The sequence below is a fragment of the Variovorax sp. efr-133-TYG-130 genome (assembly GCF_030208835.1).
In the GTDB taxonomy this organism is placed as follows: Bacteria; Pseudomonadota; Gammaproteobacteria; order Burkholderiales; family Burkholderiaceae_C; genus Variovorax.
Window position 1 is genome coordinate 291,814 of sequence record NZ_JARVTD010000007.1, and the last position, 19,541, is coordinate 311,354.

Below are 19,541 nucleotides of genomic sequence, written 5' to 3' on the forward strand. Positions count from 1 at the left end.
AGCTCAGGCGACCAGGTAAGTCTGCGCGAGGCGCACCCAGCAGGCGGCTCCCAGCGGCAGCACCTGGTCGTTGAAGTCGTAGCCGGGGTTGTGCACCATGCAGCCCCCGAACTCGCCCTCCCCGTTGCCGAGCATGAAGTAGCAGCCCGGCAGCGCGGCGAGCATCCAGGCGAAGTCCTCGCTGCCCGCGAAGCCGCGGGGCACCTGCGTGAGCACGTTCGCCTCGCCCACGATCTCGGTGCACACCTGCGCCATCAGCCGCGTCTCGGCCGCGGTGTTGACCACCGGCGGCACCAGCTGGCGGTAGTCGATCTCGGCCTCCACGCCGTGCGCCTGCGCGGTGAGGCTCACGATCTCGCGGATGCGCTGCTCGACCAGCGCGCGCGTCTCGGGCCGCGCCGCGCGCACGTTCAGGCCCAGCGATACGGATTGCGGGATCACGTTGTGCGTGGCGCCGCCGCGGATGAAGCCGACCGAGACCACCGCCGTGTCGTCGGGCGCCACGTTGCGCGCCACCACCGTCTGCAGCGCCGTCACCACCGCCGCGGCGGCGGCGACCGGGTCGCGCGCGCGATGCGGCATGGCACCGTGCCCGCCCACGCCCTTGATGGTGACGTCGGCCACGTCGGACGACAGCGTGACCGGGCCTTCCACCGCCAGCACCGTGCCCACCGGCACGCCGGGCGCGTTGTGCAGTGCGTACACCGCATCGCAGGGGAAGCGCTCGAACAGGCCGTCCTCGATCATCGCGCGCGCGCCGCAGAGGTTTTCCTCGTCGGGCTGGAAGATCAGGTTCAGCGTGCCGTCGAAGCTGCGCGCCGCCGCCAGCGCCTTGGCCGCGGCCAGCAGGATGGCCGTGTGGCCGTCGTGCCCGCAGGCGTGCATGCGGCCGGGGTTGCGGCTCGCATACGGCAGGCCCGTGGCCTCGACGATGGGCAGCGCGTCCATGTCGGCGCGGATGCCGAGGCGGCGCGTGCCGCTGCCGAGCCTGAGCTGCGCCACGATGCCGGTCTTGCCGATGCCCGTGTGCACCTCGTAGCCCCAGCTGCGCAGCAGGTTGGCCACCAGTTCGCTGGTGGCGCTCACCTCGAAGCCGAGCTCCGGGTTGGCGTGGATCCGGCGGCGGATGTCGACGAAGGCCTGCGTGTCGACATCGGCCTGCGGCAGCAGCCGGGACAGCAGCCTGGTGGTCTGGGGGCTGAGTTCGCGTGTCATGTGATGGAAGTCGTTGTTCGTGGGGAGGGTCAATCGGCCTTGTGCTCGCGCAGGCTCAGCAGCGCGCCGAGGCTCAGCAGCCCGCAGGCCATCATGTAGAAGGCCGGCGCCATCGGGCTGCCGGTGCTCGCGAGCAGCCAGGTCACGATGAACTGCGACGAGCCGCCGAACACCGTCACGCCGATGCTGTAGACCACCGAGATGCCGCTGGCGCGCACGCCGGCCGGCAGCATCTCCAGCAGCATGAGGAACATGGGCGTGGTGCCGATGTTCACGCTCGCGGTCAGCAGCGCCGACAGGCACAGCACCAGCGGCACGCTCGGGTAGTGGCTGATCAGCCAGAACGCGGGGTACACCGCGACCACGCTGAACAGCAGCGAGCCGACGACCAGCGGCTTGCGCGCCGGCAGCCGGTCGGCCAGCCGCCCCGCCACCAGCGACACCACGAACAGCGTGATGCCGGTGACGCACCCCGACAGCAGCGACAGCGACGGCGGCATGTGCAGCACGCGGATCATGTAGGTGGGCATGAAGAACACCACCAGGTACATCGTCGCCGTGCCCGCCGTGGTGGCCAGGATGCCCTTGAGCACCAGGCCGCCGTGGTTGCGCAGCAGCCGCCCGATGGGGCTGGACTCGTGGCTTTCGGCAACGTGCGTTTCCTCCAGCTGCGAGCGGATATACAGCCCCACCGGCGCGATCAGCAGGCCGAGCAGGAACGGCAGGCGCCAGCCCCAGCTCTCGAGCGACGCCTGCGGCAGCGCCGCATACAGCGCCGCGCCGGTGAGCGCGCCCAGCAGCGCCGACACGCCCTGGCTCGCGAGCTGCCAGCTGACGCGGAAGCCCCGGCCCTTCACGCCGCCGGCCTCCATCAGCATCGAGGTGGCCGCGCCCACTTCGCCGCCGAGCGAGAAGCCCTGCAGCAGGCGGCCCGCCACGATCATCAGCGAGCCGAACACGCCGGCCGAGGCATAGCTGGGCGCCAGCGCGATGCACAGCGTGCCGATCACCATGAGGCCGATGGTCAGCGTCATCGCTGCCTTGCGGCCCTTGCGGTCGGCGTAGTTGCCGATGATCACGCCGCCCAGCGGGCGCATCACGAAGCCGATGCCGAAGGTGGCCACGGCCAGCAGCAGCGAGCCGTAGGGGCTGTCGGAGGGGAAGAACAATTTGCCGATCAGCAGCGCGAAGAAGCTGTAGACGGTGAAGTCGTACATCTCCAGCGCGTTGCCCAGCGAGCAGGCGGCGATCAGGCGGAACTGGCTCTGCTTTTTTCCCGTGCCTTGCGCAGCGGTGGCCGGTGAAGGGGCCCGGATCGGGCTTGCGGGCAATGCGGCTTCGCTCATCTAATGTCACTCCACGAACAGGTTGCTGGGGGTCGGACCGGCCCCTTGGCGGCGGAGTATTCAGGCAAAGCGCCCTGGCAAAGAATCACAAATTTTCATGCTGATAACCAAATGGCATCCCCGTCATAAACAGGCACGAGAAGCCATCGGGACAACCACCAAGACGCACTTTTCCATGAGACCGGCACCACGATGAAGCTGCAACAGTTGCGCGTTTTGCTGGCGGTGGCGCAGCACGGCAGCATCCACGAGGCGTCGCGCAGCCTGCACACCACGCAGCCGGCGCTGTCGAAGGCCATCTCCGAGCTGGAGCGCGAACTGGGCGTGACGCTGATGTCGCGCTCCACGCGCGGCGTGAGCCTCACGCCCTACGGCGTGGCGCTGGTCAAGCGCGCGAGCCTGGTCGAGCAGGAGCTGCGGCATGCGCTGGAAGACATCGAGGCGATCCGCGGGCACGACGAGGGACAGCTGCACATCGGCTTCACCGCGGTGGCGTCGAGCGGGCCGCTGCCCGACGCGATGGCGTCGTTCCGCCAGCGCTTTCCCAACGTGACGATGCGCGGCTTCGAGCTGCGCCCGCAGCAGATCTTCGAGGGCCTGCGCGAGGGCCGGCTCGACCTGGGGCTGATCTCCACCTGCAACGGGCCGGGCACCGGCGCCTTCCAGTGGGAGCCGCTGTTCTCGGTGGCGATGCACCTGTCGGTGCGCGCCGGCCACCCGCTGCGGCGCGTGCGCCGGCTGCAGCCGCTGGTGGACGCCGACTGGCTGGTGCTGGACCCGATCGACGACGCCGGCAGTCCGCTGGTGAGCATGATGAACATGCACGGGCTGCAGATGCCCCGGCGCATGGTGCACAGCGCATCGAACCTGCTGGGGCTGCAGTTGGCCACGCAGACCGACCTGATCAGCATGTGGTCGGACTTCGTGTTCCACGGCGCCGGGCCGCTGCGGCTGCAGCCCGGCCTGCTCGAGAAGCTGCCGATCACCGACGAGGTGCCGGACTTCGAGGTGTTCCTGGTCTACCGATCGGCAGACCTCATGACGCACGTGTGCGCCGAATTCGTGAAGGAAGCGCGCCACCACGCCAAGGCCAATCCCCCGTGGCGGCAGCCCAGTCGCAAGGGCGGCGCGGGGACTTAGGCGTGTTCAGGCCGCGGGAGTGGCGCCGTCTTCCCCGTCGACCGGGTTCTCGGGCCGCGTCATGGTCCAGCTCTGCAGCTTGCCGTCGTTGAACACCGCATCCACGTACGAGCCGCCGCCGTCGGTCCAGCGGTACACCTCGGGCTGCGTGTCCTTGGGCGAGCGCAGTTCGCCGAGGGCGCGGGTCATGGCAATGACGTGCATCAGCGTCACGTTCGGCTTGAGCTTGGCATTGAGCATCACCGCGCTGCCGACGTAACCCACCGGCCGTTCGGCCGCACGCTTGAGCACCTGCATCGCGCGGTTGAAGTGCAGCAGCAGGAACATCACGATCGCGCCGCCGGCCAGGGCGACACCGCCCCAGCCACCGCTGCGCCAGGCCAGCCCGAGAACGACGATGGCGCCCACGGGCACCAGAAATTTCTTGAAATTCATGGCGCGCATTGTCGCCGCCCGGCCGGGGGTGTCGGGCAAAAGGCCTCAGCCCGCGCCGCACGGCCCGATGCGGTAGCCGCCCTGGCTACCGCCAGGCGCGCAAGGCGGTACTCGCCGCGAAAAGCGCGCGCGGCGATGGGCGGGGCCGGCACATTTCACCGCACGGGCATCTGCCCGGGCCGCTGAAAAGCATATGAACATTCCGCGCTCCGTCACTTTCGTTCGTCTCACGCTCGTCACCGCGCTCGCGGGCACCGCGCTCAGCGGCTGCTACGTGGTACCGCTCGGCCAGCCCGCACCGGTGGCGCCGCCCTCGCAGGCGTATGCCGTGCCGCCGGGCCCGGTCGCGCAGACCTTCAGCGCACGGCTGTATCCGTCGAATGCCGAAGCCGCGCGCTACGGGACCATCGCCGGCACCGTGACCAACGACATGAACGGCCGCGGCCACTTCAGCGCGCAGATCGGCAATGAACAGTTTCAGGGAGAGGCAACACGGGTCGCGGGCTCACGGGGAGCAGGCCTGGCGAACGCCGCCGGCAGCCGCGGCGGCAACCTGAGTTGCCAGTACACGATGAACTCGGCCACCTTGGGCAGCGGCCAATGCGTGCTCAACGGCGGACCGGCGTTCACGATGCACATCGGGGGTTAGGGAGGGTAGGCCCGGCGCGCCTCGCTGGCGCGCCGGGCGTTTTTTCCGGCCGCAGGGCCGGGTCAGGACACGAGCTGCCGCATCTTGCGCCTCAGCTCGCGTTCGCGTTTCTGCTCGGCATTCCAGTCGTCGCGGATGGCCAGCGTGACCGACAGCGCCATCAGCAGGATCACGAACGCGAACGGCAGGGCGAACACGATGGTCGCCGTCTGTATGGCCTTGAGGCCGCCCGCGAACAGCAGGCTCAGCGCGATGGCCGCCACCAGCACGCCCCAGGTGATCTTGACGCGGGCCGGCGGGTTCGGGTTGCCGCCGGTGCTCATGGTGCCCAGCACCAGCGTGGCGGAGTCGCCCGAGGTCACGAAGAACACGAACACCAGCAGCGTCGCGACCATCGACAGCAGCGCCCCCATGGGCATGGCCTTGAACATCACGAACATGGTGGTCGACACGTCGGCCTTCACCGCCTCGACCAGCGGCACGCCCTGGAAGATCTGGAAGTTGAGCGCCGCGCCGCCGAACACCGAGAACCATGCGAAGCCCACCAGCGTGGGCGCGATCACCGTGCCCAGGATGAACTGGCGGATCGTGCGGCCGCGCGACACGCGCGCGATGAAAAGGCCCACGAACGGCGACCACGCCAGCCACCAGGCCCAGTAGAAGAGCGTCCAGTCGCCGACCCACGAGCTGTTGCGGAACGGGTTCATGCGCAGGCTCATGCGGACGAACTCGGCGATGTAGGCGCCCAGCGTGTTGGTGAAGGTCTCGACGATGGCCACAGTCGGCCCCAGGACCAGCACCACGAGCGCCAGCAACGCCGCCAGCACCAGGTTGCCCATCGACAGCCACTTCACGCCGCGCTCGACGCCGGAGACCGCCGAGGTGACGAACAGCACCATGGTCACCACGATGATCGCCGCCTGCGTTCCCTGCCCGATCGCCGTGCCGAAGGCCGCGTGCAGGCCGCTGTTGATCTGCGTGGCGCCCATGCCCAGCGAGGCGGCCACGCCGAAGGCCGTGGCCACCACCGCCAGCACGTTGAAAGCCGGCGAAAGCCGCCGCACGAAGCGCCAGGGCAATGCCTCGGTGGCCGAACTCACCAGCGCCAGCGTCTTGCGGCGGAAAGTGAAGAAGGCGATCGACAGCCCCACGATGCCGTAGATCGCCCAGGGATGCAGCCCCCAGTGGAAGAACGCATAGCGCATGGCCACGCCGGCGGCATCGGGCGTGCCGGCGACCACGCCCGGCGGCGGATTCGCATAGTGCGAGATCGGCTCGGCCACGCCCCAGAACACCAGCCCGATGCCCATGCCGGCCGCGAAGAGCATCGAGAACCAGGCGCCGAGAGAAAACTCGGGCTCGTCGTCTTCCTCGCCCAGCTTCAGGTCGCCGAAGCGGCTGAACGCCAGGAAGAAAGCCAGCATCACCAGCCCCAGCACCACCCACAGGTAGAACCAGCCGAAGTTGCGTGTGATGCCCGACAGCGCGGTGCTGAACACGCTGTCCAGCGACGCCGGCGAGAGCAGCCCCCACAGGACCACCGCGGCGATCAGGCCGGCGGAAACGACGAGTTGCATGACGTTTTCTCCTCTCAGGGGTTGCCGGCGGATGAATCAGTCGAGGCGGCGGACCACGTCCATGGCCTCTTCGATGCGCTCGACGGCGTGGATCGTCAGCCCTTCGATTTCCTTGGTGCCCTTGCGCGGCGCATTCGCCTTGGGCACCACGGCCACGCTGAAGCCCAGCTTGGCCGCTTCGCGCAGGCGCTCCTGCCCGCGCGGCGCCGGACGCACTTCGCCGGCCAGGCCCACTTCTCCGAATGCGATGAAGCCCTTGGGCATCGGCTTGCCGCGCAGGCTGGAGGTGATGGCCAGCATCACCGCCAGGTCGGCCGCCGGCTCGCTGATGCGCACGCCGCCCACCGCGTTGACGAACACGTCCTGGTCCATGCAGGCCACGCCGGCATGGCGGTGAAGCACCGCCAGCAGCATGGCCAAGCGGTCGCGGTCCAGGCCCACCGACAGGCGGCGCGGGCTCGGGCCGCCGTTGTCGACCAGCGCCTGGATTTCCACCAGCATCGGCCGCGTGCCTTCGAGCGTGACCAGCACCACGCTGCCGGGCACCGGCTCGGCATGCTGGCTCAGGAAGATGGCGCTGGGGTTGGTCACGCCCTTCAGGCCGCGCTCGGTCATGGCGAACACGCCGATCTCGTTGACCGCGCCGAAGCGGTTCTTGATGGCGCGCACCAGGCGGAAGCTGGAATGCGTGTCGCCCTCGAAGTACAGCACCGTGTCGACCATGTGCTCCAGCACGCGCGGGCCGGCCAGCGCGCCTTCTTTCGTGACGTGGCCCACCAGCACCACGGCCGTGCCGCTGGTCTTGGCAAAGCGCGTGAGGTGGGCCGCGCATTCGCGCACCTGCGCCACCGACCCTGGGGCCGAGGTGAGCTGGTCGGAATACACCGTCTGGATGGAGTCGATCACCGCGATGGCCGGGCGCGTGGCGTCGAGCGTGGCGATGATTTTCTCGAGCTGGATCTCGGCCAGCACCTGCACCTGCGAGTGGTCGAGGCCCAGCCGCCTGGAGCGCAGCGCGACCTGCGAGCCGCTTTCCTCGCCCGTCACGTAGAGCGCGTTCTGTCCCGCCCGCTGCAGCGCATCGACCGCCTGCAGCAGCAGCGTCGACTTGCCGATGCCCGGGTCGCCGCCGATCAGCGTGACGCCGCCGGAGACGATGCCGCCGCCCAGCACGCGGTCAAGCTCGTCGAGCCCGGTGGGCGTGCGCGCGACATCGGTCGCCTCGATTTCAGACAGCGTGGCGAGCTCCGATGCCCCCGCGAGCGACGCGAACTGCGTGCCGAAGCGGTTGTTGGCCGTGCCGCCGCCGGCGGGGCCCGCGACCTGTTCAATGAGTGTGTTCCACGCGCCGCAGCTCGGGCATTTGCCGAGCCACTTGGGGCTGGTGCCGCCGCATTCGCTGCAGACGAAAGTTGTTTTGTCCTTGGCCATCCTTCGAGTTTAGGTGGCTGGACAGTCGCGGCTCAGTCGTTCGCCTGGAAGTTCACCGCCTTCATGATCGCCGCCCAGCGCGCCGTGTCTTCGCGCATCGTCTTCAGCAGTGCCTCCGGGCCGTCGGCCACCGGGTACATGCCGTTCTGAAGCAATTGCTGGCGCACCTCGCGGGAGTTCACGGCGCGCATGAATTCGGCGCGCAGCTGGTCGACCACCGGCTTGGGCGTCTTCGCCGGCGCGTAGTAGGCGAACCATGCGGTCGCAACCACATCCTTCAGGCCGTTCTCCACGAACGTGGGCACGGCGGGCATGAGCGGCGAACGCTTCTCGCCGCTGGTGGCGATCACCTTGACGCGGCCGCTCGGCAACATCTGCAGCGCACCGCCCACGGTGTCGAAGTAGGCGGGAACGGTGCCTCCCATCACGTCCTGGCGTGCCGGCGTGGAGCCGCGATAGGGCACGTGCACCATCGACAACCCGGTCGCGCGGTTGAGCATCTCGCCGAGGAAATGCGAGGGCGTGCCCGCGCCGTACGACGCGAAACTCGCTCCTCCCGGCTGCTTCCTGGCCCAGGCGACGAACTCGGACAGCGTGCTGGCCGGCACGTCCTTGTGCACCACCAGCGCGAGCTCGAAGCGCGCCGCGTTGACGATGGGCTGGAAATCCTTGATCGGGTCGTAAGACAGGCTTTTGTAGGCGCTCGGGAACATGGTCATCATGCTCGCCGTGCCCAGGAGCAGCGTGCGGCCATCGGGCGCCGAGGTCTTCACGGCTTCGACGGCAATGCGCCCGGCGGCGCCGGAGCGGTTGTCGACGATGAGCGGCCCGAGCGACTCGCGCACTTCCTGCGCGATGGCCCGCGTCAGCACGTCCTGCGTGCCGCCGGCGGGCACGCCTATCAGCACGCGGATGGGGGTTCCCGGCGCGATCACCAGTTGCGCCGGTTGCGTCTGCTGCGCCCATGCCGCGGGGGCAAGCGGCGCGAGCGCCACGCCGCCGAGCGTGGCGAGCACGCTGCGGCGACGCGGGTGATACAGGGGCTGTGGGGTTGCTCTCATCCGTCTTGTCTCCGTTGTCGTCGGCAGTGGGTCTGCTGCAGTGGGCGCGGCCACTTTAGAGCGCCGACAATTGATTCATCAAATCAATCATCGCCGGGACAAACCCTATGCACGCACCGCCGCGCACACTCGACGACCTGCTGCTCTACCGCACCAGCCGGCTGCTTTCGGTGGCGGGCAGCCTGGTCATACGGCTGTGCGAAGGGCGCTTCGGCATCACGCGGCGTGAATGGCGGCTCATTGCCACGCTCGCGGGCCACGGTGCGCTGGGCTCGTCGCAACTGGCGGAGCAAGCGCAGCTCGACCGGGCACGCACATCGCGCGCGGTGACTTCGCTGGTCGGCAAGGGGCTCGTTTCGCGCGAGCAGCCCGCGGGCGACCGGCGGCACGTGCTTCTCAGCCTCACCGCGCCGGGCAGGAAGCTCCACGCGCAGCTCTATCCGCTGGTGTCGTCAATCAACGCAGAACTGCTGGGCGCGCTGGAGGCCGACGAGGTGGCGCTGCTCGACGACATGCTGCAGCGCCTGCACGCGCGCGGCGAGGCGATGGTCGCAGCAGCGGCCGACCTGCCCAGGGCCGACCGGCGCCGCCGCGAAGCCTCCGCCGCGCGCTGAAGCGCCGCGCGATGCACGGCGGCGGCAGGCGTGCAGGCTGCACGCCTCATCCGTGCATACCCTAGGTTCTTCGAATCGACGGAACCACCCACTAGGAAAGCGCCGACCAATCATTTAACATGTTAAGTAATTTCGGAAGAGACAAGCCTTGAGCACGACATTCACGCATCGCAATTTGCCGCGCCTGCTGCTGCAGGCCCGCGAAGCCGTGATGGCCCACACCCGGCCCAGCCTGCGCGAGCACGCCCTGTCCGACCAGCAATGGCGCGTGCTGCGCGTGCTGGGCGAACACGGCGCGGTCGACACCGGCCGCGTGGCGCGCGAGGCCTTCATCCTCGGCCCCAGCCTCACCGGCGTGCTCGCGCGCATGGAGCGCGACAACCTCATCACCCGCGCCCGCGACCCGGCCGACCAGCGCCGCACCGTGGTCGAGGCCACGCCGCACGGCATGAAGCTGGTGAAGCGGCTGTCCACCAGCATCGAGGCGCACTACGAGTGGATGGAAACATCGCTCGGCAAGGCCAAGCTCACGCAGCTCTACGGGCTGCTCGACGAACTGATCGCACTGGAGCAACCCTCGCCATGAGCACCCCCCATTTCCTGCCCGCGGGCACGGTGTACGGCACGCTGCTGAACTTCCGCGCCGAAGTCGAGGCGCTCGCGCCGCAGATGACCGAGCCGCCCTACAAGGCACCGCCCAAGGCACCCGTGCTCTATGTGAAGACGGCCAACACCTGGAGCCCGCACGGCAGCGCCATCACGGTGCCCGCCGGCGTGCCCGAGGTGGAGATCGGCGCCAGCGTCGGCATGGTGATCGGTGCCGAGGGCGACGTCGAAGGCTTCGTGCTGCTGAACGACCTGTCGATTCCGCATGCCAGCTTCTTCCGCCCGCCGGTGAAGTTCAAGTGCATCGACGGCTTCCTCGGCATCGGGCCGGCACTGCGCGACGCGCAAGAGGTGGCGGACCCCGCCAACTTCCGCGTCGAGGTCCGCATCAACGGCGAGCTGAAGCAGTCGATCGACTTCTCTCGACTCGTGCGCCCTGCCCGGCAGTTGCTGGCCGACGTCGGCGACTTCATGACACTCGCGCACGGCGACGTCCTGATGCTGGGCTGCGGCCCGGGCCGCCCGCTGGCGCGCGCCGGCGACCGCATCGACATTTCCGCGCCGGGCTTCGAGACCTTGAGCAACACGCTGGTGAAGGAAGCCGCATGAAGCACGCACGCGTCATCTTCGAGGGCCGCGAACACACCGGCACCGCCCACGAACTGAACGGCCAGCAGGACGCCGCCGTGCGCCTGGAAGACGGCCGCATCGTGCCGCAGGAGCAGCTCACCTGGCTGCCGCCGCTCGCGCCCACGGCACGCCCGCGCACCATCCTCGCGCTGGGCCTGAACTACGCCGACCACGCCAGGGAACTCGAGTTCAAGGCGCCCGAGGAACCGCTGGTGTTCGTCAAGGGCCAGAGCGCGCTCATCGGCCACCGCCAGCACACGCATCGCCCGGCCGACGTGCAGTTCATGCACTACGAATGCGAGCTGGCCATCGTGGTCGGCAAGACCGCGAAGAACGTGAAGCGCGACGACGCCTACGACTTCATCGGCGGCTACACCGTGGCCAACGACTACGCCATTCGCGACTACCTCGAGAACTGGTACCGCCCCAACCTGCGCGTGAAGAACCGCGACACCTGCACGCCGCTGGGCCCGTGGTTCGTCGATGCGGCCGACGTTCCCGACCCCATGGCGCTCGCGCTGCGCACCACCGTCAACGGCACGGTCACGCAGCAGGGCAACACGCGCGACATGATCTTCGACGCGCCCTTCCTCATCGAGTACTTCAGCCGCTTCATGACGCTCTCGCCGGGCGACCTGATCCTCACGGGCACGCCCGACGGCGTGGTCGACTGCAAGCCGGGCGACGTCGTCGTCACCGAGATCGAGCGCATCGGCGCGCTCATGAACACCATCGAGACAATCCAAGGAAAAGCATGAGAGTCGATCACCTGATCAACGGCAAGAGCGTCGCCGGCACCGACTACTTCGAGACCGTCAACCCCGCCACGCAGGAGGTGCTGGCCGAAGTCGCCTCCGGCGGCGAAGCCGAGGTGAACGCCGCCGTGGCCGCCGCCAAGGAAGCCTTCCCCAAGTGGGCCGGGATGCCCGCGCCCGAGCGCGCCAAGCTCATCCGCAAGCTCGGCGACCTGATCGCCAAGAACGTGCCCGAGATCGCGCAGACCGAGACCAACGACTGCGGCCAGGTCATCGCGCAGACGGGCAAGCAGCTCATTCCACGCGCGGCCGACAACTTCTACTATTTCGCCGAGATGTGCACGCGCGTCGACGGCCACACCTACCCCACGCCCACGCACCTGAACTACACGCTGTTCCACCCGGTGGGCGTGTGCGCGCTCATCAGCCCGTGGAACGTGCCCTTCATGACCGCCACCTGGAAGGTCGCGCCCTGCCTGGCCTTCGGCAACACGGCGGTGCTGAAGATGAGCGAGCTGTCGCCGCTCACGGCCGCGCGGCTGGGCGAACTGGCGCTGGAGGCCGGCATTCCGCCCGGCGTGCTGAACCTGGTGCACGGCTACGGCAAGGAAGCCGGCGAGCCGCTGGTGGGCCACCCTGACGTGCGCGCCATTTCCTTCACCGGCTCCACGGCCACGGGCAACCGCATCGTGAAGAGCGCGGGCCTGAAGAAGTTCAGCATGGAACTCGGCGGCAAGAGCCCCTTCGTGATCTTCGACGACGCCGACCTCGACCGCGCGCTCGACGCGGCCGTGTTCATGATCTTCAGCAACAACGGCGAGCGCTGCACGGCCGGCTCGCGCATCCTGGTGCAGCAGTCGATCTACGCCGATTTCGCCGCCAGGTTCGCCGAGCGCGCCAGGCGCATCACCGTGGGCGACCCGCTGGACGAGAAGACCATCGTCGGCCCGATGATTTCGCAGGCCCACCTGGCCAAGGTGCGCAGCTACATCGAGCTGGGCCCGAAGGAAGGCGCGACGCTGCTGTGCGGCGGCCTCGATGCGCCGTCGAACCTGCCCGAGCGCGTGAAGAAGGGCAACTACGTGGTGCCCACGGTGTTCGCCGACGTGGACAACCGCATGAAGATCGCGCAGGACGAGATCTTCGGCCCCGTGGCCTGCCTGATTCCGTTCAAGGACGAGGCCGATGCCATTCGCCTGGCCAACGACATCCAGTACGGCCTGAGCAGCTACGTGTGGACCGAGAACATCGGCAAGGCGCACCGCGTGGCCGCGGCCGTGGAAGCCGGCATGTGCTTCGTCAACAGCCAGAACGTGCGAGACCTGCGCCAGCCCTTCGGCGGCACCAAGGCCTCGGGCACGGGCCGCGAAGGCGGCACCTGGAGCTACGAGGTGTTCTGCGAGCCGAAGAACATCGCGGTGTCGATGGGCTCGCACCACATCCCGCACTGGGGCGTGGCGTGAGCATGCAACGTCGCACGCTGCTGCAAGGCGCGGCGGCACTCGCGGCCCTGCCCTCGCTGGCGCGCGCGCAGGCGGCTTGGCCCGCCAAGCCGATCCGCGTGATCGTGCCCTTCACGCCCGGCGGCACCACCGACTTCGTGGCGCGCCTGGTGGGCACGGAACTGTCGAAGACCATCGGCCAGCCGGTGATCGTCGACAACAAGCCCGGCGCGGGCACGGTGATCGGCGTCGATGCCGCGGCCAAGGCCGCGCCCGACGGCTACACCTTCGTCTGCGTGGCCAACAGCTTCACGGCCAACCAGACGCTGATCCGCAAGCTGCCGTACGACACGCAGAAAGACCTGCGCCCGGTGGCGCTCATGGGCATGTCGGAACACGTGCTCGCCACGCATCCGAACAGCGGCCTGAAGACCCTGGCCGACCTGCGCAACGCGGCCAAGGCCAAGCCGGGCACGCTGAGCTTCGCCTCCTTCGGCAACGGCACTTCGGCCCATCTCTCGGGCGAGATGCTCAGGCTGCAGATGGGCCTGGACATCGTGCACGTGCCCTACAAGGGCCAGGGCCCTGCGCTCACCGACCTGCTCGGCGGCCAGGTGACGATGATGTTCGGCAACTGGCCCGAGTTCCGCAGCCACGTGCACAACGGCAAGCTCATCGCGCTGGGCATGGCGACCGCGCAGCGCTCGCAGTACGCGCCCGCCATACCCACACTGGCGGAACAGGGCGTGGCCATCGAGTCCAATTCATGGAACGGCCTGCTGGCGCCCGCCGGCACGCCCGATGCCATCGTGCAGCGCATGAACGCCGAGGTGAACCGCGCGCTCGCGGGGCAGGTGGTGGCGGACGCCTTCCACAAGGGCGGCATCGCATCGCTGTCCGGCACGCCGGAGCGCTTTGCGGCTTTCATCCAGAGCGAGATCGCAAAGTACGGCGACGTGATCCGCAAGGCCAACATCCAGATCGAGGGCTGAACCATGAGCCTCTATGCGATGCAGAAATTCCTGTTCGCGCTCAACCGCGACCAGGACGTGCAGCGGCGCTATGCCGAAGGCGGCGACGCGCGCACCGCGCTGCTCGCCGGCTACGAGCTCGACGGCGAGGAGCGCGAAGCCATCGACACCGGCGACATCGGCAAGCTCTACGTGCTCGGATGCAACGGCCAGCTGCTGATGCACTTCGCGCCTCTGCTGGGCATTGCATGGGCCGACTACCTCGAAGCCATGCGCGAAGGCGTTCGCAAGTACGGGCCGGTGCGCGCCGGCATCTACGCGATGACAACGGGAACCGACGAGAAGGTGGCAGGAATATGAGGACCCCCACGCTCCCCACCTTGTGTGGTTCGCTGCCCCCCGAGGGGGCGCTCGATGCCCTTCGGGCGGCCGGGCGGGCATCGAGATGAGCCTGGTTTTCGCAGGCGTGTGCAGCCACGCCCCCGGCATCACGGGCCGCGCCCATCTGGCCGACCCTGCCGTGAAGGACGAATTCCACGCGCAGTTCCACCGCTTCGGCGAGGCGATGCGCGCCACCAGGCCCGACGCGGTGATCGTCATCGCGGCCGAGCACTTCGCGAACTTCTTCATGAACAACATGCCGGCCTATGCCATCGGCATGGCCGACAGCTACGAAGGCCCGATCGAGGACCCGAAGTGGCTGGGCATCGAGAAGACGAAGGTGCCCGGTGACGCCGCCCTCTCGCAGCGCCTGATCCGCGAAGTGATGCAGACGGTGGACGTGGCGTATGCGGAAGAATGGAAGTTCGACCACGGCATCATGGTGCCGCTGAACTTCCTCACGCCGAAGTTCGACACCAAGGTCATCCCCGTGAACATCAACTGCCAGGGCCCGCCGCTCACGCCGCTGCACCGCGCGTGGGCCTTCGGCGAGGCATTGCGCCGCGCCTGCGACAAGGCGCCGGAACGCATCGCGCTGGTGGGCACGGGCGGCATCTCGCACTGGCCGGCCACGCCCGATTCGGGCAAGGTCAACGCCGAGTGGGACGCCGAGTTCATGCGCCGCTGGTGCGCCAACGACCGCGACGCGCTGCTTTCGCAGGCCGACTACAACGACGAGGCCACCTACCGCGAAGCGGGCCAAGGCGGCTTCGAGATCCGCACCTTCCTGAGCGTGGCCGCCGCCGCGCGCGGCAAGGGCGAGATCTTCCACATGAAGGCCATCCCGATCTTCGCGGTGACCTGCACGGCCGCCGTGATGTCGGTGGAATGAACAACAAGAAGGACGGAGCCGCGACATGCCGCACCTGGTGATCCTGTACACCCCCAACATCGAGGCCGAGACCGACATGTCGGCGCTGTGCCGCACGCTGGCCGACACCATGCTCGAGCAGCGCGACGAGGCCGGCAAGCCGGTGTTTCCCGTCGGCGGCACGCGCGTGCTGGCCTACCCCGCCGCGCACTACGCGGTGGCCGACGGCAAGGCCGACTACGCCTTCGTCTACCTGAACATCCGCATGGCCGCGGGGCGCTCCGAGGCGGTAAAGAAGAAGGCCGGCGACGCGCTCCTAGCCGACGTGCGCGCGCATTTCACGCCCATCTTCGACAAGCGGCACCTCGGCATCACCCTGCAGATCGACGAAAGCCCCGGGCAGGTGTACGACGGCAAGCACAGCAACCTGCATCCCCTGTTCAACAAGTCATAAGTAGCGAGCCGACATGCTGTCCAAAGCCACCATCGCCCAACTGGCCGCCGAACTGCACGAGAGCGAGAAGTCGCGCGTGCAGGTCGAGCATTTCTCCAAGCGCTTTCCCGAGATGACGATCGAGGACGGCTACGCCATCTCGCGCGAATGGGTGAAGAACAAGATCGCCGAAGGCCGGATCGTCAAGGGCCACAAGATCGGCCTCACGTCGCGCGCCATGCAGCAGGCCAGCCAGATCACCGAACCCGACTACGGCACGCTGCTGGACGACATGTTCTTCGAGCAGGGCGGCGACATCCCGTTCAAGCGCTTCATCGCGCCGCGCATCGAGGTGGAGCTGGCCTTCATCCTCGGCAAGCGCCTGCAGGGCCCGAACGTGACCATCTTCGACGTGCTGGCCGCCACAGACTACGTGGTGCCCGCCATTGAGATCATCGACGCACGCATCGAGCAGTTCGACCGCCACACCAAGGCCATGCGCAAGGTGTTCGACACCATCGCCGACAACGCGGCCAATGCCGGCATCGTGATGGGCGGACGGCCGGTGAAGCCCGATGCGGTCGACCTGCGCTGGGTGAGCGCGCTGCTCTACAAGAACGGCGTGATCGAGGAATCGGGCGTGGCCGCGGCCGTGCTGAACCACCCGGCCACCGGCGTGGCCTGGCTCGCCAACAAGCTCGCGCCCTGGGACGAGTGCCTGGAAGCCGGCGAAGTGGTGCTGGGCGGCTCGTTCACGCGTCCCACCAACGCCGTGCCCGGCGACACCTTCCATGCCGATTACGGCCCGCTGGGCTCCATCGCCTTCCGCTTCGTCTGAAAGCCATCTTCATGCAAACACCCACCAACACCTTCAAGCAGGCCCTGCAGGCCGGCAAGCCCCAGATCGGCCTGTGGGTCGGCCTGGCCGACGGCTATGCGGCCGAGATCCTGGCCGGCACCGGCTACGACTGGCTGCTGGTCGACGGCGAGCACGCGCCCAACGACGTGCGCTCGGTGCTGTCGCAGCTGCAGGGCATCTCGAGCGCATGGTCGGCACAGGCCGAGTCGGAGCGCTCGCACCCCGTCGTGCGCATTCCGGTGGGCGACACCACGCTGATCAAGCAGTACCTGGACATCGGCGCGCAGACGCTGCTGGTGCCGATGGTCGACACGGCCGAGCAGGCGGCGCGGCTGGTGCAGGGCATGCGCTATCCGCCCGAGGGCATCCGCGGCATGGGCAGCGCGCTGGCGCGCGCCTCGCGCTGGCAGGCCTACCCCGACTACCTGCACGAGGCCAACGCACAGACCTGCCTGCTGGTCCAGGCCGAGACGGTGGAGGCAATGAGGAACCTCGACGCCATCGCGGCCACGCCGGGCGTGGACGGCGTGTTCATCGGCCCGGCCGACCTGTCGGCCTCGATGGGCTTCGTGGGCCAGCCCAACCACCCCGAGGTGCAGGCCGTGATCGCCGACGCCATCGCGCGCATCCTCAAGGCCGGCAAGGCGCCGGGCATCCTGTCGACCACCGAGGAGCAGGCGCGCAAGTGGCTCGCGGCCGGCGCGCTGTTCGTGGCGGTGGGCGTGGACACCATCGTGCTGGCGGCTGCGGCGAAGCAGCTGCTGGCCAAGTACAAGGCCGACAAGACCGCGCCGGGCGCGGCCTCGCCCAACGGCTACTGATTTCCTTCACGCACAGGAGCACCCTCGATGCAACGCATGACCTTGGCGGCCGTGGCCGCAGCAGCCACCCTGTTCCTCGCCGCCTGCGCCCCGATGGGCGCGAGCAAGCCAGGCCCCACCGCCCAGCAGGAAGCCAACCGCCAGGCCGTGCTCGCCTTCTACGAGAAGGGCCTGAACCAGAAGGACGCCGACGCGGCGCTGCAGTACGTGGGCAACCGCTATGTGCAGCACAACCCCACCGCGGCCGACGGCCCCGAGGGGTTCCGCAAGTTCGTTGCCTTCCTGCGCGAGAAGTTTCCTAAATCGCACAGCGACATCAAGCGCAGCTTCGTCGACGGCGACTACGTGATCCTGCATGTGAACGCGGTGCGCGAGCCCGGCACGCGCGGCAGTGCCATCGTCGACATCTTCAAGCTGGAGAACGGCAAGATCGTCGAGCACTGGGACGTGGTGCAGCCCGTACCCGAGACCGCCGCGAACAAGAACGGCATGTTCTGACGCCCCCCGACGACAACCCAGCCAGCCCCACGCCAGCCGAATGACCACGCCCACCGACCCGACCAAGCGCTTTCGCTCCGCCACCATCCGCGAGGGCACGATCCGTGCGACCACGCGCAGCTTCCTGCATGCGCTGGGCCAGGACGACGAGGACATCGCGCGCCCGCACATCGGCGTGTTCCACACCGGCGGCGAGATGAGCCCGTGCAACCTCAACCTGCGCGAGCAGGCGCAGCACGCCAAGACCGGCATCTACGCCGGCGGCGGCACGCCGCACGAATGCCCGGTGGTGTCGATCAGCGACGGGCTGACGATGGCGCACTCGGGCATGCGCTTCTCGCTGGTCTCGCGCGAGCTGATCGCCGACAGCGTGGAGGCCTCCACGCGCGGCCACCAGTGGGACGGCATCTTCGCCATCGGCGCGTGCGACAAGAACCTGCCGGGGCTGATGATGGGCATGGTCCGCTGCAATGTGCCGAGCGTGTTCGTGCACGGCGGCTCCGCGCTGCCCGGGCAGATGCCCGGACCGGACGGGCGCGACCTGAACGTGGTCGACACCTACGAGACCATCGGCAAGGTGCTGGCCGGCACCGCCACGCACGACGAGCTCGACGCCATGAGCCGCGCCTGCCTGCCCACGGCCGGCGCCTGCGCCGGGCAGTTCACGGCCAACACCATGGGCATGGTGTCGGAGGCGCTGGGCCTGGCGCCCATCGGCTCGAGCATGGTGCCGGCGGTGTTCAGCGAACGCGCGCCGCTGATGCGCCGCGCCGCGAAGAACCTCATGAAGGCGGTGATGGGCGACAGCCCGCTGCCGCGCGACATCGTCACGCGCAAGGCGCTGGAGAACGCCTGCGCGGTGGTGTCGGCCACGGGCGGCTCGACCAATGCCGCGCTGCACCTGCCGGCGATCGCGCATGAGGCCGGCATCAAGTTCCACCTCGACGACGTGGCCGAGATCTTCGCCCGCACGCCGCTCATCGCCGACCTGCGCCCGGGCGGCCAGTACCTGGCGCGCGACGTGTTCTACATCGGCGGCGCGGGCGTCATCCTGCGCACGCTGCTGGAGCAGGGCTTCCTGCACGGCGACGTGCTCACCTTCACCGGCCGCACGATGGCCGAGGAACTGGCCGGCGCCCTGGCGCCCGACGGCCGCGTGGTGCGCGAGGCCGGCAACCCGATCACGCGCGACGGCGGGCTGGCGGTGCTCAAGGGCAACCTCTGCCCCGACGGCGCGCTGCTCAAGACGGCGGGGCTGAAGGGCCTGGTGTTCCGCGGCCCGGCGCGCGTCTTCAATTCGGAAGAAGAAGCCCAGACCGCAGTGCAGAACCGCCTGTACGAGGCCGGCGACGTGATCGTGATCCGCAACGAAGGCCCCAGGGGCAGCCCCGGCATGCGCGAGATGCTGGGCATCACCGCGCTGCTCTACGGCCAGGGCATGGGCGACAAGGTGGCGCTGCTGACCGACGGGCGCTTCTCGGGTGCCACGCGCGGGCTGTGCATCGGCTACGCGGGGCCCGAGGCGGCGGACGGCGGGCCGATCGCGGCGCTGCGCGACGGCGACGTGATCGCCATTGACGCGCGGGCCGAGGCACGCTCGATCTCGGTCGAACTGGGCGCGCAGGAAATCGCCGCCCGGCTCGCCGGACGTGAGGTAAACGCGGGGGTCGCGCGAGGCGGCGTACTGGAAAAATACGCACTCACCGTGCGTCCTGCCCATCAGGGCGCCGTGACCCACTCGGGCGCGGTCACCTGGCTGCGCGACGAGTCCTGACCGACCCTCCATAACCAACGTCCGGAGAGAGA

Annotated in this window: 21 protein-coding genes; 15 read left to right on the forward strand and 6 right to left on the reverse strand. The window is 68.8% G+C overall.

Annotation, left to right across the window (positions count from 1 at the left end):
• Positions 1-3: 3 nt before the first annotated feature.
• Together QRN67_RS09875 and QRN67_RS09880 are read right to left on the reverse strand one after the other, a co-directional pair.
• Positions 4-1,215, reverse strand: coding sequence for a M20 aminoacylase family protein (locus QRN67_RS09875; RefSeq protein WP_285411619.1), 1,212 nt, complete (start codon positions 1,213-1,215; stop codon positions 4-6).
• Positions 1,216-1,244: 29 nt separating this feature from the next.
• Positions 1,245-2,561, reverse strand: a complete 1,317-nt coding sequence (locus tag QRN67_RS09880) for an MFS transporter (protein ID WP_285411620.1) — start codon at positions 2,559-2,561, stop codon at positions 1,245-1,247.
• Positions 2,562-2,753: 192 nt separating this feature from the next.
• On the opposite strand from QRN67_RS09880, the gene QRN67_RS09885 reads away from it, so the two are divergent.
• Positions 2,754-3,701, forward strand: a complete 948-nt coding sequence (locus tag QRN67_RS09885) for a LysR family transcriptional regulator (protein ID WP_285411621.1) — start codon at positions 2,754-2,756, stop codon at positions 3,699-3,701.
• Positions 3,702-3,707: 6 nt separating this feature from the next.
• Here the strand turns inward: QRN67_RS09885 and QRN67_RS09890 are convergent, their stop codons facing one another.
• Positions 3,708-4,145: a glycerate kinase gene (locus QRN67_RS09890; protein WP_285411622.1), complete on the reverse strand. Its 438-nt coding sequence runs from the start codon at positions 4,143-4,145 to the stop codon at positions 3,708-3,710.
• A 184-nt stretch (positions 4,146-4,329) separates the two neighbouring features.
• Here QRN67_RS09890 and QRN67_RS09895 point away from each other — a divergent pair, with 184 nt between their 5' ends.
• A complete protein-coding gene (locus QRN67_RS09895) occupies positions 4,330-4,785 on the forward strand; it encodes a hypothetical protein (RefSeq protein WP_285411623.1) in 456 nt (151 codons plus the stop codon).
• Positions 4,786-4,847: 62 nt separating this feature from the next.
• Here the strand turns inward: QRN67_RS09895 and QRN67_RS09900 are convergent, their stop codons facing one another.
• The 3 genes from QRN67_RS09900 to QRN67_RS09910 are packed head-to-tail and all read right to left on the reverse strand — an operon-like array spanning position 4,848 to position 8,854.
• Positions 4,848-6,362, reverse strand: coding sequence for a BCCT family transporter (locus QRN67_RS09900; RefSeq protein WP_285411624.1), 1,515 nt, complete (start codon positions 6,360-6,362; stop codon positions 4,848-4,850).
• 36 nt (positions 6,363-6,398) lie between these two features.
• Entirely contained in the window at positions 6,399-7,793 is a 1,395-nt protein-coding gene (radA, locus tag QRN67_RS09905) for a DNA repair protein RadA (protein WP_081270021.1), read from the reverse strand.
• A gap of 32 nt (positions 7,794-7,825) precedes the next feature.
• A complete protein-coding gene (locus QRN67_RS09910; protein ID WP_285411625.1) occupies positions 7,826-8,854 on the reverse strand; it encodes a Bug family tripartite tricarboxylate transporter substrate binding protein in 1,029 nt (342 codons plus the stop codon).
• A 107-nt stretch (positions 8,855-8,961) separates the two neighbouring features.
• On the opposite strand from QRN67_RS09910, the gene QRN67_RS09915 reads away from it, so the two are divergent.
• The 13 genes from QRN67_RS09915 to ilvD all read left to right on the forward strand — a co-directional run bounded on the left by QRN67_RS09915 (position 8,962) and on the right by ilvD (position 19,509).
• Positions 8,962-9,468, forward strand: coding sequence for a MarR family winged helix-turn-helix transcriptional regulator (locus QRN67_RS09915; protein WP_081270023.1), 507 nt, complete (start codon positions 8,962-8,964; stop codon positions 9,466-9,468).
• 148 nt (positions 9,469-9,616) lie between these two features.
• Positions 9,617-10,054, forward strand: coding sequence for a homoprotocatechuate degradation operon regulator HpaR (gene hpaR / locus QRN67_RS09920; protein ID WP_081270024.1), 438 nt, complete (start codon positions 9,617-9,619; stop codon positions 10,052-10,054).
• Positions 10,051-10,683, forward strand: coding sequence for a fumarylacetoacetate hydrolase family protein (locus QRN67_RS09925; RefSeq protein ID WP_285411626.1), 633 nt, complete (start codon positions 10,051-10,053; stop codon positions 10,681-10,683). The genes hpaR and QRN67_RS09925 overlap by 4 nt, the downstream gene beginning before the upstream one ends.
• Positions 10,680-11,462 (forward strand): fumarylacetoacetate hydrolase family protein, encoded by a 783-nt coding sequence (locus QRN67_RS09930; protein ID WP_285411627.1) that lies wholly within the window; start codon positions 10,680-10,682, stop codon positions 11,460-11,462. The genes QRN67_RS09925 and QRN67_RS09930 overlap by 4 nt, the downstream gene beginning before the upstream one ends.
• Positions 11,459-12,922: a 5-carboxymethyl-2-hydroxymuconate semialdehyde dehydrogenase gene (gene hpaE / locus QRN67_RS09935; protein WP_285411628.1), complete on the forward strand. Its 1,464-nt coding sequence runs from the start codon at positions 11,459-11,461 to the stop codon at positions 12,920-12,922. Before QRN67_RS09930 ends, hpaE begins: the two co-directional genes overlap by 4 nt.
• A 2-nt stretch (positions 12,923-12,924) precedes the next feature.
• Positions 12,925-13,893, forward strand: coding sequence for a tripartite tricarboxylate transporter substrate binding protein (locus tag QRN67_RS09940; protein ID WP_285411629.1), 969 nt, complete (start codon positions 12,925-12,927; stop codon positions 13,891-13,893).
• Positions 13,894-13,896: 3 nt separating this feature from the next.
• Complete coding sequence (locus tag QRN67_RS09945; protein ID WP_106936102.1) at positions 13,897-14,232, forward strand: aromatic ring-opening dioxygenase subunit LigA; 336 nt, start codon at positions 13,897-13,899, stop codon at positions 14,230-14,232.
• Between the two features lie 85 nt (positions 14,233-14,317).
• A complete protein-coding gene (locus QRN67_RS09950) occupies positions 14,318-15,145 on the forward strand; it encodes a DODA-type extradiol aromatic ring-opening family dioxygenase (RefSeq protein ID WP_081270030.1) in 828 nt (275 codons plus the stop codon).
• Between the two features lie 25 nt (positions 15,146-15,170).
• Complete coding sequence (locus QRN67_RS09955) at positions 15,171-15,578, forward strand: 5-carboxymethyl-2-hydroxymuconate Delta-isomerase (RefSeq protein ID WP_285411630.1); 408 nt, start codon at positions 15,171-15,173, stop codon at positions 15,576-15,578.
• A gap of 13 nt (positions 15,579-15,591) precedes the next feature.
• Positions 15,592-16,395, forward strand: a complete 804-nt coding sequence (gene hpaH / locus QRN67_RS09960; RefSeq protein ID WP_285411631.1) for a 2-oxo-hept-4-ene-1,7-dioate hydratase — start codon at positions 15,592-15,594, stop codon at positions 16,393-16,395.
• Positions 16,396-16,406: 11 nt separating this feature from the next.
• Positions 16,407-17,237 carry a 4-hydroxy-2-oxoheptanedioate aldolase gene (hpaI, locus tag QRN67_RS09965; RefSeq protein ID WP_285411632.1) on the forward strand — a complete coding sequence of 277 codons (831 nt, stop codon included), beginning with the start codon at positions 16,407-16,409 and terminating at the stop codon, positions 17,235-17,237.
• 27 nt (positions 17,238-17,264) lie between these two features.
• Positions 17,265-17,735, forward strand: a complete 471-nt coding sequence (locus tag QRN67_RS09970) for a nuclear transport factor 2 family protein (protein WP_285411633.1) — start codon at positions 17,265-17,267, stop codon at positions 17,733-17,735.
• Between the two features lie 40 nt (positions 17,736-17,775).
• Complete coding sequence (ilvD, locus tag QRN67_RS09975; RefSeq protein WP_081270037.1) at positions 17,776-19,509, forward strand: dihydroxy-acid dehydratase; 1,734 nt, start codon at positions 17,776-17,778, stop codon at positions 19,507-19,509.
• Positions 19,510-19,541: the final 32 nt, after the last annotated feature.

Bases quoted from the DNA above. Each gene is read 5' to 3' on its own strand.
- QRN67_RS09925 (WP_285411626.1), top strand. From the start codon at position 10,051: ATGAGCACCCCCCATTTCCTGCCCGCGGGCACGGTGTACGGCACGCTG.
- QRN67_RS09895 (WP_285411623.1), top strand. From the start codon at position 4,330: ATGAACATTCCGCGCTCCGTCACTTTCGTTCGTCTCACGCTCGTCACC.
- QRN67_RS09955 (WP_285411630.1), top strand. From the start codon at position 15,171: ATGCCGCACCTGGTGATCCTGTACACCCCCAACATCGAGGCCGAGACC.
- QRN67_RS09915 (WP_081270023.1), top strand. From the start codon at position 8,962: ATGCACGCACCGCCGCGCACACTCGACGACCTGCTGCTCTACCGCACC.
- QRN67_RS09875 (WP_285411619.1), bottom strand. From the start codon at position 1,215: ATGACACGCGAACTCAGCCCCCAGACCACCAGGCTGCTGTCCCGGCTG.
- radA (WP_081270021.1), bottom strand. From the start codon at position 7,793: ATGGCCAAGGACAAAACAACTTTCGTCTGCAGCGAATGCGGCGGCACC.
- QRN67_RS09910 (WP_285411625.1), bottom strand. From the start codon at position 8,854: ATGAGAGCAACCCCACAGCCCCTGTATCACCCGCGTCGCCGCAGCGTG.
- hpaI (WP_285411632.1), top strand. From the start codon at position 16,407: ATGCAAACACCCACCAACACCTTCAAGCAGGCCCTGCAGGCCGGCAAG.
- QRN67_RS09940 (WP_285411629.1), top strand. From the start codon at position 12,925: ATGCAACGTCGCACGCTGCTGCAAGGCGCGGCGGCACTCGCGGCCCTG.
- hpaE (WP_285411628.1), top strand. From the start codon at position 11,459: ATGAGAGTCGATCACCTGATCAACGGCAAGAGCGTCGCCGGCACCGAC.
- QRN67_RS09885 (WP_285411621.1), top strand. From the start codon at position 2,754: ATGAAGCTGCAACAGTTGCGCGTTTTGCTGGCGGTGGCGCAGCACGGC.
- QRN67_RS09880 (WP_285411620.1), bottom strand. From the start codon at position 2,561: ATGAGCGAAGCCGCATTGCCCGCAAGCCCGATCCGGGCCCCTTCACCG.
- QRN67_RS09890 (WP_285411622.1), bottom strand. From the start codon at position 4,145: ATGCGCGCCATGAATTTCAAGAAATTTCTGGTGCCCGTGGGCGCCATC.
- QRN67_RS09900 (WP_285411624.1), bottom strand. From the start codon at position 6,362: ATGCAACTCGTCGTTTCCGCCGGCCTGATCGCCGCGGTGGTCCTGTGG.
- QRN67_RS09945 (WP_106936102.1), top strand. From the start codon at position 13,897: ATGAGCCTCTATGCGATGCAGAAATTCCTGTTCGCGCTCAACCGCGAC.
- QRN67_RS09930 (WP_285411627.1), top strand. From the start codon at position 10,680: ATGAAGCACGCACGCGTCATCTTCGAGGGCCGCGAACACACCGGCACC.
- QRN67_RS09970 (WP_285411633.1), top strand. From the start codon at position 17,265: ATGCAACGCATGACCTTGGCGGCCGTGGCCGCAGCAGCCACCCTGTTC.
- hpaH (WP_285411631.1), top strand. From the start codon at position 15,592: ATGCTGTCCAAAGCCACCATCGCCCAACTGGCCGCCGAACTGCACGAG.
- QRN67_RS09950 (WP_081270030.1), top strand. From the start codon at position 14,318: ATGAGCCTGGTTTTCGCAGGCGTGTGCAGCCACGCCCCCGGCATCACG.
- ilvD (WP_081270037.1), top strand. From the start codon at position 17,776: ATGACCACGCCCACCGACCCGACCAAGCGCTTTCGCTCCGCCACCATC.